The organism is Streptomyces caatingaensis (genome assembly GCF_001187435.1).
GTDB classification, from domain to species: Bacteria; Actinomycetota; Actinomycetes; order Streptomycetales; family Streptomycetaceae; genus Streptomyces; species Streptomyces caatingaensis.
Map to the genome: position 1 here is coordinate 212,797 of NZ_LFXA01000014.1, position 11,858 is coordinate 224,654.

Sequence of the window (11,858 nt, forward strand, 5' to 3'; positions counted from 1 at the left end):
ACGACGGAAGGGACACCATGGCCCCGCGCCGCGACCGCGAACCCACCCCGCAGCACCCCGGGCACGGCCCCGCCGTCGAGCTACGCGCCGTGCGGCGCACCTACGGCCGCGGCGAGGGCGCCGTCCAGGCCCTGCGCGGCGTGGACCTCGCGCTGCCGCGCGGCAGCTTCACCGCCGTGATGGGCCCGTCCGGATCCGGGAAGAGCACGTTCCTCCAGTGCGCCGCCGGACTCGACCGGCCCGGAGCGGGACAGGTCCTGCTGGGCGGCCAGGAGATCACCGGACTGAACGAGGACCGGCTGACCAAGCTGCGCCGCACCCGCGTCGGCTTCGTCTTCCAGTCCTTCAACCTGCTGCCCTCGCTCACCGTCCTGCAGAACGTCCTGCTGCCCCAGCGCCTCGCCGGGCAGCGGCAGGACCGGCAGCGCGCCCGGGACCTGCTGGCCGAGGTCGGACTGGACGGCTACGGCGGGCGCAGGCCCGGACAGCTCTCCGGCGGCCAGCAGCAGCGGGTCGCCATCGCCCGGGCGCTCATCAACCGGCCCGAGGTGGTGTTCGCGGACGAGCCCACCGGCGCCCTCGACACCCGCACCGCCCACGACGTCCTCGCCCTGCTGCGCCGGGCCGTGGACGCGCTCGGCGCCACCGTCGTCATGGTCACCCACGACCCCGTGGCCGCCTCCCGCGCCGACCGCGTCCTCTTCCTCGCCGACGGCCGCCTCGCCGGCGAGCTGGCGCACCCCGACCCGGGGACCGTCGCCGACCGGATGACCGCGCTCACCGCCGCGCACGACGGCCGTTTCGCGGGGGCGCCCGCATGACCAACGGCCTCGCCCGGGCCTCCGTCCGCTTCCGCCCCGCGTCCTTCGCCGGCAGCCTCGTCGCCCTGCTGATCAGCGCGGCCGTCGTCACCGCCTGCGGCGTCCTGCTCCAGACCGGCCTCACCGCCCGCATCGCCCCCGAGCGCTACCGGCACACCCCCGTGGTCGTCGCCGGGGACACCCACGTACGGATCACCACCGGCCACGGCGACAACCGCGCCACCTCCGAGGCCCCGACGCCCGAACGCGCCCGCGTCGCTACCGGCCTGGCCGCGAGGATCCGGGCCCTGCCGGGCGTGGCCGCCGCCGTGCCCGACCTCTCCTTCCCCGTCCGGCCCGGCGCCGGGACCACGGCCCCCGCGGCGGACTGGACCGGACGCCCCTACGCCACCGCCGGCCTCGACACCGCCGCCGGCACCGCCGCCCTGACCGAGGGCCGCGCCCCGCGCGCCGGCGAGGTCGTCCTCGACGCCGCCTCCGCCCGCTCCGCCCGCCTGGCCACCGGCGACCGCGTCGCGCTCGCCGCCCCCGGCGGCACCGCCACCTACCGCGTCTCCGGCCTCGCCCCCGAGGCGGGCGGCGGCCCGGCCGCCTGGTTCGCCGACACCACCGCCGACCGGCTCTCCGGACACCCCGGAACGGCCGACGCCATCGCCGTCCGCCCCCGCCCCGGCGTCACCGCCGCCGCCCTCGCCCCCCAGATCCGCCGGGCGGTCGGCGGCGACGGCCGGGTGCTGACCGGCGACGCCCGCGGCCGGGCCGAGGAACCCGCCCTCACCGAGGCCAAGGAACTGCTGACCGGACTGGGCGGCTCCTTCGGCGGCATCGCCGCCATGACCGCCGTCTTCGTCGTCATCGGCACCATCGCCCTCGCCACCGGCCAGCGCTCCCGCGAATTCGCCCTCCTGCGGGCCATCGGCGCCACTCCGCGCCAGATCCGCCGCACCGTCGCCACCGAGGCGGCGATCGTCGCCCCCGTCGCCGGCGCCCTCGGGATCGCGCCCGGCCTCGCCCTGGCCTCCTGGTGGTTCGACCAGCTCGTCGACCGCGGCGCCGTCCCCGGGCGGGTGAGCCTGGACATCGGACCCGTCCCCATGGCGGCCGCGATCGGCGTCAACCTGGTCTCCGCGCTGATCGCCGGGTACGCCGCCGCCCGCCGCCCCGCCCGGCTGCGCCCCGGCCTCGCGCTCGGCGAGGCCGCCGTCCCCCGCCGCCGCCCCGGCCCCGTCCGCACCCTCCTCGGCCTGGCCGCCGCGGCCGGCGGCGTCACCCTCGCCGGACTCGCCGCCGGCCAGGACGGCGACAACGCCGCCAACACCGCCCTGGGCGTCGTCATGTGCTTCCTGCTGGCCGTCGCCCTCCTCGGCCCGCCGCTCACCTGGCTGTGCACGACCCTCCTCGGCCTGCCGCTGCGCCCGGCGGGCGCCTCCGGGTCGCTGGCCGCCGACAACACCCGGGCCCACGCCCACCGGCTGGCGTCCGCCATCACCCCCATCGCCATGGTGACGGCGTTCTGCGGCACGCTCGTCTTCCTGCAGAGCACCGTCCGGCACGTCGCCGACGACCACGTCCGCGGCGGCGTCGTCGCCGACCACGTCCTGGTGCCCGCGGGCGCGGGACTGCCCGCCGCCACCGCCGGGCGGGCCGCCCGCGTCCCCGGCGTCGACGCCGCCGTCGGCGTCCTGCGCACCGGAGCCGTCCACCGCTCCGGCGACGCCCTGCTGCCGGCCACCGCGCTCGGCGTCTCCGGCGACCCGGCGAAGCTGGACCGGGTACTCGACCTCGGCGTCCGGGACGGCTCCCTCGCCGCCCTCGGCACCTCCCCGGGCACCGTCGCCCTCGACGCCGCGCTCGCCCGCGCCCTCCACGCCGAGCCCGGCGACACCGTCCCGCTCTGGCTCGGCGACGGCACCCCCGTGCGGCCGAGGCTCGTCGCCACCTACGAACGGGGGCTGGGCATCGGCGAGATCCTGCTGCCCCGGGCCGCCGTCGCCCCGCACGTCTCCGCGGCCCTCGACGCCCAGGTCCTGGTCCGCGACGCCCCCGGCGCCGACCACGCCGCCGTCGCCCGCCGCCTCGCCGCGCTCGGCACCCCCGGCACCACCGTCACCGACGCCGCGGGCTTCGCCGCGCGGGCCGACCGCGACCGGGAGGTCAACGCCTGGGCCAACAACGTGATGGCGGCCGTCCTCGGCGGCTTCGCCGCCGTCGCCGCGGCCAACACCCTGGTCATGACCGTCCTCGACCGCCGCCGGGAAATCTCCCTGCTGCGCCTCTCCGGCACCACGCGCCGCCAGGTGCGCCGCATGATGCGCTGGGAAGCGCTCCTCGTCGCCGTCACCGGACTGGCCGTGGGCGGCGCCATCGCCTGGACGACCCTGGTGCCGGTCACCCGCGGCGTCACCGGCTCCGCCCCCTTCGTCCCGGCCGGCACGGCCCTGCCGCTGGCCGCCGCGACCGTCCTGCTCGCCCTCGCCGCCACCGGCCTGCCGACCCGGGCCCTGCTCCGCCGCGGCCCGCTCGCCGCCGGCGCCGAACGGCAGTGAGGCCGGCGGACCGGCGGCGGTGGGACCGGCGGGCGGACGTCAACCCGGCTTCGGGGCGGGGCGGTTGGTTGATATCCGCGGAACCCCGCCGTGATACTGGCTGTCGGCCCGCCGGGCCGGGACGGTGCGGGACGACGGAGCGGGGCCCATGGACCAGGAACGCGCGCTGCCCGACCTGCTCGACCTGCTGGACCTCGACCCCGTCGACGACGGGGACGGGGACGGGGTCCGGCACTTCACCGGCGACCCTCCCGCGGAGCCGTCCGCCCCGGTGTACGGAGGGCACGTGGCCGCCCAGGCCCTCGCCGCCGCCGGCCGCACCGTCCCCGGCGACCTGCCCGTGCACTCCGTCCACTGCTCCTTCCTGCGGCCCTCCCTGCCGACGGCGCCCTTCGACTACCGCGTCGAACGGGTCAGGGACAGCGCCGACTTCGCCACCCGGCGGGTCCGGGCGGGCCAGCGCGGACGCGAAGTGTGCGCCGTGACCGCCTCCTTCCACCGCCCCGGGCCGGGCCTCGACCACCAGGACCCGATGCCGCCCGTTCCCGCCCCCGACGCCCTGCCGACCTACGAGGAGCGCCTGACCACGGCCTTCGGCGCCGCCGTGCAGCCCCTGGGCAAGCCGTACGACCTGCGCTTCGCCGGGCCGTTGAGCTTCGACACCGAGAAGGACCTGTCACTCGTCTCGGACCGCACCCGCGTGTGGCTGCGCACCAAGGGCCAGGTGCCCGCGGCCGGCGACCGCGAACACCTCCTGCACTCCTGCCTGCTGACCTACATGTCCGACGTCGCCATGCTGGAGACCGTGCTGGTCCGGCACGGCGTCTCCTGGTTCTCCACGAGCGGCAGGAGCATGGACCACACCCTCTGGATCCACCGGCCCTTCCGCGCCGACGACTGGCTGCTCTGCGACCAGGAGACCCCCGCGGCCTCCGGCGGACGCGGGCTGGTGCTGGGCCGGGTCTTCAGCCGCGCGGGACTCCTCGTCGCCACCGTCGCCCAGGAGGGCCTGCTGCGCGTCCGCGACCGCACCGGCCGGACGGACTGACCTCACGTGGCGGTACGGGCGGCACGGCGCAGGCGCGACCGGGCCGGATCCCGCGGCACCTGGGCCGCCGGGGGAGCGGGCCGCTCGGGGTTCGACCGGGCGAACAGGGTCACCGTCACGCCCTCCGTGAAGCCGTTGCGCCGCATCATCGCGGCCGAGGCCGTGTTCCCCGCCTCCACGTCCGTGATGATGCGCGAGGCGCCCGCCGCGAACAGCGCGGCACAGCACCGCTCGACCAGCGCGCTCGCGATGCCCTTGCCGCGGGCCCGCTCGTCGAGCGCGATCCACTCCAGATAACCCCAGTCCTCCCGCTCGTCGTACGAGAGCGACCCGAGCACGAATCCGAGCAGCCCCTCGTCGTCCAGGGCGACCCAGCACGCCTCCGGCTGCGTCCCAGTGCGTGGCGACGCTGGACAGTGACCACGAGGTGTAGGGCATCGCGTTCACGTCGTAGGAGCGGTAGCCGAGGTTCAGCACGGCCTCCAGATGGGACAGCTGCATGGGGACGATGTCGACGTGATCCATGGACGAATCCTGACACACCGGGTGGGACCGGGGCGCGCGGCCGCGGCACGGCCCGCACCTCGGCCCCGCGCTCACCGGCACCCGGGGAGGACCCGGACGGGAGTTCATCCCGTACCGGAGCCGAACACCATGCCGCGCCACTCCGCGCCGGACGGCTCCCCGTCCGGCTGCTCCGCGCCGTCCACGCCCTGATCGAGGAACGCGCCGATCGCGCGCTCCTCGTAGGCGAAGTGCGACTCCATGATGGCCGCCAGGCCGTCGAGTTCGCGCCCGACGGCGTCGAGGGCCGGGCCCGGGTCCAATGAGGCGGCCCGGCCGGCGAGTTCGGCGACGCGCGACAGGAGGGAGGCGATCAGGCCGTGGTCCTCGGCGAGGTTGCGGATCGCCGGGGCCAGGTCCGGGCGGACGTGCAGCAGCCGGGGGAACAGGCCGGCGTCCTCGCCCCGGTGGTGGGAGGTCAACGCGGCGCAGAAGGCCAGGCAATGGGCGACGAGGCTGTCGTCGTCCAGGCGGCGGCGCCCGAGGCCGGCCCTGACTGCGGCCAGGCGGCTGCGCAGTTCGTCGTGTGCTTGCGTGAGTTGTCGGCCCAGGGCGACCACGCGGTCGCCGTCGTGGGGGAGAGACACGGAAGTGTGCCCTTCGGTACCGCACCTCCATGCCTGACGCGGTCCGCCACCGGCACGCGATGCCGCCCCCATCCGAGCACGCGACCGGCTCGAAGGGCAAGCCCCGGGGCGAGCCCCCGGGGCGGGGCCCGCACCGGACCCGGGCTTTCGAGCTGCCTCGGAGAACCCGGCAAAGCCTCACGGCCGGGGCATCAGACGACCTCGAAGGTGCCCATCATGGCCATGTCCTCGTGCTCGAGGTTGTGGCAGTGCAGCATGTAGCGGCCCCGGTAGCCGGTGAACCGGGCGAGGACTTCCACCACTTCGTACGGGCGGACGTCCACGGTGTCCTTCCAGCCGGCGTCCGCGGCGCCCGGCGGCCGCCCGCCCCGGGCGACGACCTGGAACCGGGCCAGGTGCACGTGCACCGGGTGGTGGAAGTCGCTGCTGAAACGCCACCGCTCCACACTGCCCAGGCGCGGCGACGCCAGCACGGTGTCAGGGCGGAACGGCCGGCCGTTGACCGTCCACATCGGCCGGTCGCCACCGTCGCGCGTCCGGCGGAAGTCGAAGACCCGCACCGGCATGTCCCCGGCCGGCACGAGCCGTTCGAAGGAAGGGGCGAGGCGCGCCGGTACCCGGCTGTCGTCCCGTCCCCGGCGCACGACGTGGAAGCGCATGACGTCGCGCATCCCGCCCTCGGCCGCCGTGTTGCGCAGGGTGACGCGGCTGCCGACCGGGAAGCCGGCGAAGTCGACGACGGCGTCGCAGCGTTCCCCCGGTGCCAGGCCGACCGCGTCGAGCCGCCGCGGCGCGCCGAGCAGACCGCCGTCGCTGCCGACCTGGACGAACCAACCGCCCCCGGCCGCCCCCGCCGGCCTCCAGACGCAGGTGGTAGCGGCGGGCGTTGGAGGCGTTGAGGAGACGGAGGCGGTAACGGACGGCGGACACCTCCAGCACGGGCCACGGCGCGCCGTTGACGAGCTGGACGTCGCCCAGCACCCCGTCGGGGAAGCCCTCGTGGCCACGGACGGGGTAGCGGAAGGAGCCGTCCTCCTCGAACGACCGGTCGCACAGCATCAACGGGACGTCCCGGTCGCCGCGCGGGAGCGGGAGCCGGTCCTCCTCGTCGTCGCCGACGAGGAAGAGGCCGGCCGGCCCGCGCCACACCTGCGGGGCGCTGAAGTCCATGCGGTGGTCGTGGTACCAGAGCGTCGCCGCCCGCTGCGGCAGCGGATACACGTAACTGCGGCTGCCCACGGCCGTCCGGCCGGCGCCGGCGCCCGCCATGCCGGCGTGCGCCGCGCGTACGGCCTCACCCGGCCACCCCCGACCCCGCGACGGGCCGCGCGCGGCACGTGAACGCCCAGTACGTCAGGGCCGTCGCGCAGCCGAAGACCCCCATGTCCAGGGGCATGTGCCCGGCCAGCGCGCGTGCCTCTCCCAGCCCCCGCTGCGCGCTCACCAGTCCGACGAGCACCGCGGCGGCCGCCGCGGGCCCGCCCGGTGTGCGCAGCCGGCGCCACACCAGCACCGTGGCCACGGCCTGAAGGACCGTGAGCGCGCTCAGCACCCCGGCGTCGGCCGCGTGCCACGCCAGCAGCTCCAGGTCGCCCGTCACGAACAGGCCGGCGAGGGCGGCCTGGACGAGGGTGTCCAGCAGGACGGGCACGGCCGTGGCGCGCAGCAGCCGTACGGGCCGGGGGAGCCGGTCCTCCGCCCGGGCGCTCACCGGGACCCCGCCCCCTCGGCCAGGGCCCGCTGGTACGCCTGGAAGCCGTCCTCGACGCCCAGGAAGACCTCGCCGAGGACGAAGTGGCCCTCACTGACGAGGGGAGTGTCCCGCAGGGCCTCGACGAGGAAGTAGTACGCGCCGAGGTCGTCGGTCTCCAGGACGGCGAAGTCCGAGAAGCGGCCGTTGAACGCCTCGGCGTCGAAGAAGCGCGCCCGCACCCGGTCCGCGTACGCCGCGAAGACCGGATCCAGGTGCGCCGCGCGCATCGCGTCGCGCTCCTCGCGCGAGAGCGCGAGCCAGCGCGGAGTGACGGTGCAGGTGAGGACGATGCCGTACCTCATGGGACCCCCGGAGAAATTGCTAACGGTGTTAACTTTCGGGGGCAAGGTAAAGTTACAGGCGTTAACTTTGTCAAGCGGGAAGGCAGGGAAGGGCGCTGTGCCGAGCACTCCGCGAACCTCCGCAGGCGGGCGGCGTCATCGCGTCCGCGAAGAGGCGCTGGCCGAGATCCTGCGCACCGGCCGGCGGCTGCTCGTCGAGGAGGGGCCGGCCGCGGTCACCCTGCGGGCCATCGCCCGCGAGATGGGCATGACCGCGCCCGGCCTCTACCGGTACTACGCCGGCCACCGCGACCTGGTCCAGGCGCTCGCCTCGTCCCTCTACGACGAGCTGGCCGCCGCCCTGGCCGCCGCCCGCGACCGCTGCCCGGACGCCGGTGCGGGGCCGCAACTGCGCGCCGTCTGCCGCGAGTTGCGTCGCTGGGCCCTCGACCACCCGCGCGAGTTCGGCCTGCTCTTCGCCAAGCCCGTGACGGACGCCGACACCGCCCCGGGCACCTTGGCCCACGACTCCGGCTGGCGCTTCGGCGGCGTCGTCCTCGACCTCATGGTCCGGCTCTGGCGCGACGGCGGCGTCCGGGCGCCCGCCGGGCTCGACCCGGCCTGGACCGCGCAGCTGGAGGAGGTGCGCGAGCACCTCTCCGGAGAGCCGGTGCCGCCGGAGGTCCTCTACGTCTTCGTCGCCTCCTGGGCCCGGCTGTACGGCACCGTGGCCGTCGAGGTCTTCGGGCACCTCGACTTCGCCCTGACCGACCCCGAGCCGCTCTTCGAGCACGCCCTCGACGACGTCCTGGCGGCGCTGGGCGGCACCGGCCGCGGACCGGCCGGCCCCCACGCGTGATCAGGACGGCCCGGCAGTGCACCTCCGTGACGCCTTCCGGCGCCACTCCGGCGGGCGGGTCGCCGCCCCCTCGAACGCCCCCCTCGAAACCTCACCGGCCGGGCGATTCCGGCGGGTTGGGGCCTCGGCCCGGGCGGCCTCAGCCGGCGGGCGACAGGGCGAGCTCGTCGGCGTACGGGGGCCGGGCGCCGGCACGGGAGCAGGTGACCGCGGCCGCGCGGGCCGCGAAGGAGAGGATGTCGCGCCATTCCCCGGCACCGAGGGCGGGGGACGCGGTGAGGGCCCCGTGGCCGTCGAGGCGGTGCAGGAGTGCGGCGTTGACGGTGTCGCCCGCGCCGATGGTGTCCACGACCGTCACCCGCTCACCGGGCACGGACACGTCGAGGCCGTCCCGGGTGAGGACCGTCAGCCCCGCGCCGCCACGGGTGAGGACGACGGCGTACGGGCCCGCGGCCAGCCACTCCCGCACGGCGGCCGCCGGGTCGGCCGCCGGACCCGCGAGCCAGGCCGCGTCCTCCTCCGAGAGCTTGAGGAGGCTCACGTGCGGGAGCCACGAGCGGAACCGGGCCCGGTAGGCGTCCGCGTCGGGGACGATGCCGGGGCGCACGTTCGGGTCGAGGACCGTGAACAGGCCGCCGGCGGAGGCGCGGCGCAGCAGCTCCTCGTAGGCGCTCGCGCCGGGTTCGAGGACGAGCGAGCAGGTGCCGAAGGAGACCGCGCGGGCCGCCGCCGGCAGCGCGTCGGGGGCGGTGAAGAGGCGGTCCGCGGTGCCGCCGGCGTGGAAGGAGTACTCGGCCGAGCCGCCGTCGCCGACGTGCGCCACGGCCAGGGTGGTGGGTTCGGGACCGCGCCGGACCAGGGAGGTGTCCACGCCGTCCGCCCGCAGACCGGCCAGGAGCGCGCGCCCGAAGTGGTCGGTGGACAGCCGGGAGCAGAACGCGGTGGGGGTGCCGAGGCGGGCCAGCGCGACGGCGGTGTTGTACGGACCGCCGCCGCGCTGGGGCAGCAGGGCGGGAAGGCCGTCGGCGGCGGTCCCCTCCTGGTCCCGGGGCCCCGCCGGAACGAGGTCGATGAGGGCTTCCCCGGCAACGATGATCATGGAATGGGGCCTTTCGGACGGCGGGCCGCGCAACGGCGGGCCCGGCGGCGGTCGAGGGTGCGGGCAGGAGGCGGAGGGCGGGGCGACTTGCACCCCGCCGTCCGGCCTCCAGGAGCATTCTCGCGGCCACCGTCGCACCGTCGGTACGGGCCCGTCCCCGCCACCGCCACAGCCCGCGCCCGCTCCCGGGTCCGGGGGCCGGGGCCCTGGCGGGCGCGGCTCCTCGCCTCGTCCCGCGCCGGCGTCCCTAGTAAAGAACCTCGCCCATGGGCGAGTTGTCGCCGACGACGTAGGCGCGGATGGCGGCCAGGTACGCGGCGCGGCCGACGCGCCCGTCGCCGTCGGTGTCCAGGGCGTCGAACGCGGCCCCGGCGTTGTCCGGCGGATTGTTCAGCGCGGTGCGCAGGGTGGTGAACTGCGCCCGGTCCAGGGCGCCGTCCCCGTCGGCGTCGACGAGGTCGAAGAGCGAGCCGAGCGCGAAGCGGCACACGTTGTCGAACTTGTCGCCGTCCACCCACGCGTCGTAGGCGCCGAAGGTCAGCCGGCCGTCCCCGTCGGCGTCCATCGTCTCCCAGGCCGTGCGCCCGTGCGCGCGGGCGGCCTTGACGAGCGGGTCGTCCTCCGTGCGCCCGGTCGCCCGGACCACCCGGTCGATGCGGGAGAGGTAGTCGTGCGCCGAGATCACGCCGTCCCCGTCCGCGTCCATCATCGCGAAGACGCGGGCGGTGGGGGTGGCGGCTGCGGTGGTGGTCGTACGGTCCAACTCGGCTGTCCTCCTGCTCACTCCGGTGCGACGAGGGCTCGTCCCGCCCTTCCTACCCGCGTGCCGCCGGTTGCCCGTGCCGCCGTGGCGACGGACGGCGTCCGGCGGGTGCGACGGCGCGCGGGGCCGCGCGGAGGGGCGGGCGCACGCGGAAGGCGCGCTTCCGGGCGCCGGGGTGGGAACAGCGGCCCGGGGCAGTCACAGTCCGTGCAAAACAGACGAGTTGGAGGACATGTGTACGGAACGCGTGGTGTGGCCGTGGCCCTGGGGGCCCTGGCGCTGGTGTGCTCGTCACCCGGCCCCGCCTCGGCGGAGGGACGCGGCGGGCACGGCGGGTACGAGGCCGTCACCTGCACGGGCCGTTCCACGAGCCGTTACGATCCGCCGCTCGCCCTGCTGCCCCGGACGACCCGCAACCACGCGCACGTGCGGTACGCCTGCACGGTCGGCCCGGGCCGTACCGTCGGGGCCGTCGGCACGTTCGACTCGTTCCCGACGTCGGCGTCCTGCGTCTCGGTGTCGGGCGCGGGCGGGGCGGAGACCGTCCGGTACGCCGACGGCGGACGGTCGGTGATCGTCCTCGACAACGCCACCGCCGTCCGCGTCGCGGGTGTCCTGGAGGTTCTTCAGTCGGGCCGCGTCGTCGAGGGACGCGCTGCCGGGCACCCAGTACGGCGGACCGTGACCGCCCTGCCCCGGGAACTGCCCACGGACTGCCTCACCTCCGGCCTCCACGGCAGCGACAGCGCCGTCCAGTTGGAGATCCTGCCGTAGGGCCCCTCGACCGTCCCCCGCCCGCGGCGCCGCCCTCACCGCGGCGCGCGGGCCGCGAGCGCCGCCCGACGGCCGGGGGCCTCAGCCCCCCGGCCCCGGCGCCCCCGCCCGGAGGCCGTCCGTGACGAGGTCGAAGAGGCGCCGGACGCGCTCGTGGGCGTCGTCGTGCGCGGCGACGTGCCACAGGCCGGAGATGGCGAGGAGGAGATCGTCGGGGGTCACCCCGGGGCGGATGGTGCCCGCCCTCTCGTTGGCCTCCAGCAGGAGGGCGACGGCCGCGGTGACCGGGGCGTGGCCCCAGCGCGCGGGGGCGGCGGGCGCGCAGGTGGCCGCCCGCATCGCGTCGGCCAGGCCCGCCTTGGCCGCGGCGTACTGGGCCAGGCGGTCCAGCCACTCGCGCAGCGCCCGGTCGGGCGGCCGGGTCGCGAGCAACTGGCGGGCCGCTTCGAGGACCTGCTGGACCTCGAAGCGGTAGACCTCCAGGATGAGCGACTCCCGGTCGGGGAAGTTCCGGTAGAAGGTGCCCTGCCCGACACCCGCCTTCCGCGCGATCGCGCTCAGCGCGACGGCCGGCGAACGCGTCAGCTCCGCCAGGGCGACCTCCAGGATCCGCTCCCGGTTGCGCCGGGCGTCCGAGCGCCGGGGCGGCCCGTCGTCCTGCGCCGGCACCCTGGTCCGCACGTGGCCTCGCCCTCCGCTCGTCCCGGTCCGCGCACCCCGTCCACCACCCTTGTTAAGCGGACAACTGTCCGCTAAATTCGGG

12 protein-coding genes and 2 pseudogenes are annotated in these 11,858 nt (G+C 76.4%); 5 read left to right on the plus strand and 9 right to left on the minus strand.

Annotated features, from left to right (window positions below; genetic code table 11):
• Positions 1–17 precede the first annotated feature (17 nt).
• From AC230_RS21640 to AC230_RS21650, 3 genes are all read left to right on the plus strand, one after another.
• A complete protein-coding gene (locus tag AC230_RS21640; protein WP_049717978.1) occupies positions 18–821 on the plus strand; it encodes an ABC transporter ATP-binding protein in 804 nt (267 codons plus the stop codon).
• A complete protein-coding gene (locus AC230_RS21645) occupies positions 818–3,367 on the plus strand; it encodes an ABC transporter permease (protein ID WP_049717979.1) in 2,550 nt (849 codons plus the stop codon). Before AC230_RS21640 ends, AC230_RS21645 begins: the two co-directional genes overlap by 4 nt.
• Before the next feature lie 148 nt (positions 3,368–3,515).
• A complete protein-coding gene (locus AC230_RS21650; RefSeq protein ID WP_049717980.1) occupies positions 3,516–4,415 on the plus strand; it encodes an acyl-CoA thioesterase in 900 nt (299 codons plus the stop codon).
• 2 nt (positions 4,416–4,417) lie between these two features.
• Here the strand turns inward: AC230_RS21650 and AC230_RS21655 are convergent, their stop codons facing one another.
• From AC230_RS21655 to AC230_RS21675, 6 genes and pseudogenes are all read right to left on the minus strand, one after another.
• Positions 4,418–4,753 (minus strand): GNAT family N-acetyltransferase, encoded by a 336-nt coding sequence (locus tag AC230_RS21655; protein ID WP_241833323.1) that lies wholly within the window; start codon positions 4,751–4,753, stop codon positions 4,418–4,420.
• A 291-nt stretch (positions 4,754–5,044) separates the two neighbouring features.
• Positions 5,045–5,566 (minus strand): hemerythrin domain-containing protein, encoded by a 522-nt coding sequence (locus AC230_RS21660; protein ID WP_241833324.1) that lies wholly within the window; start codon positions 5,564–5,566, stop codon positions 5,045–5,047.
• Between the two features lie 191 nt (positions 5,567–5,757).
• Complete coding sequence (locus AC230_RS33930) at positions 5,758–6,573, minus strand: multicopper oxidase family protein (RefSeq protein ID WP_241833325.1); 816 nt, start codon at positions 6,571–6,573, stop codon at positions 5,758–5,760.
• Between the two features lie 154 nt (positions 6,574–6,727).
• Positions 6,728–6,835, minus strand: a pseudogene (locus AC230_RS33935) (hypothetical protein); the annotation flags it as partial.
• A 25-nt stretch (positions 6,836–6,860) separates the two neighbouring features.
• Positions 6,861–7,277: a hypothetical protein gene (locus AC230_RS21670; protein WP_049717982.1), complete on the minus strand. Its 417-nt coding sequence runs from the start codon at positions 7,275–7,277 to the stop codon at positions 6,861–6,863.
• Positions 7,274–7,621, minus strand: coding sequence for a darcynin family protein (locus tag AC230_RS21675; protein ID WP_049717983.1), 348 nt, complete (start codon positions 7,619–7,621; stop codon positions 7,274–7,276). The genes AC230_RS21670 and AC230_RS21675 overlap by 4 nt, the downstream gene beginning before the upstream one ends.
• Before the next feature lie 97 nt (positions 7,622–7,718).
• On the opposite strand from AC230_RS21675, the gene AC230_RS21680 reads away from it, so the two are divergent.
• On the plus strand, positions 7,719–8,459 hold the full coding sequence (locus AC230_RS21680) for a TetR/AcrR family transcriptional regulator (RefSeq protein ID WP_049717984.1): 741 nt from the start codon (positions 7,719–7,721) through the stop codon (positions 8,457–8,459).
• Between the two features lie 235 nt (positions 8,460–8,694).
• Here the strand turns inward: AC230_RS21680 and AC230_RS21685 are convergent.
• Positions 8,695–9,558: pseudogene (locus AC230_RS21685) on the minus strand (carbohydrate kinase family protein); the annotation flags it as partial.
• Between the two features lie 247 nt (positions 9,559–9,805).
• Positions 9,806–10,321, minus strand: a complete 516-nt coding sequence (locus AC230_RS21690) for an EF-hand domain-containing protein (protein ID WP_277816925.1) — start codon at positions 10,319–10,321, stop codon at positions 9,806–9,808.
• A 252-nt stretch (positions 10,322–10,573) separates the two neighbouring features.
• Between AC230_RS21690 and AC230_RS21695 the strand changes: the two genes are divergently transcribed.
• Positions 10,574–11,095 carry a hypothetical protein gene (locus tag AC230_RS21695; RefSeq protein ID WP_049717986.1) on the plus strand — a complete coding sequence of 174 codons (522 nt, stop codon included), beginning with the start codon at positions 10,574–10,576 and terminating at the stop codon, positions 11,093–11,095.
• 81 nt (positions 11,096–11,176) lie between these two features.
• Here the strand turns inward: AC230_RS21695 and AC230_RS21700 are convergent, their stop codons facing one another.
• Positions 11,177–11,764 (minus strand): TetR/AcrR family transcriptional regulator, encoded by a 588-nt coding sequence (locus tag AC230_RS21700; protein WP_049717987.1) that lies wholly within the window; start codon positions 11,762–11,764, stop codon positions 11,177–11,179.
• Positions 11,765–11,858: the final 94 nt, after the last annotated feature.

Coding starts and splice junctions, on each gene's coding strand:
- AC230_RS21640 (WP_049717978.1), top strand. CDS start 18: ATGGCCCCGCGCCGCGACCGCGAACCCACCCCGCAGCACCCCGGGCAC.
- AC230_RS21645 (WP_049717979.1), top strand. CDS start 818: ATGACCAACGGCCTCGCCCGGGCCTCCGTCCGCTTCCGCCCCGCGTCC.
- AC230_RS21650 (WP_049717980.1), top strand. CDS start 3,516: ATGGACCAGGAACGCGCGCTGCCCGACCTGCTCGACCTGCTGGACCTC.
- AC230_RS21675 (WP_049717983.1), bottom strand. CDS start 7,621: ATGAGGTACGGCATCGTCCTCACCTGCACCGTCACTCCGCGCTGGCTC.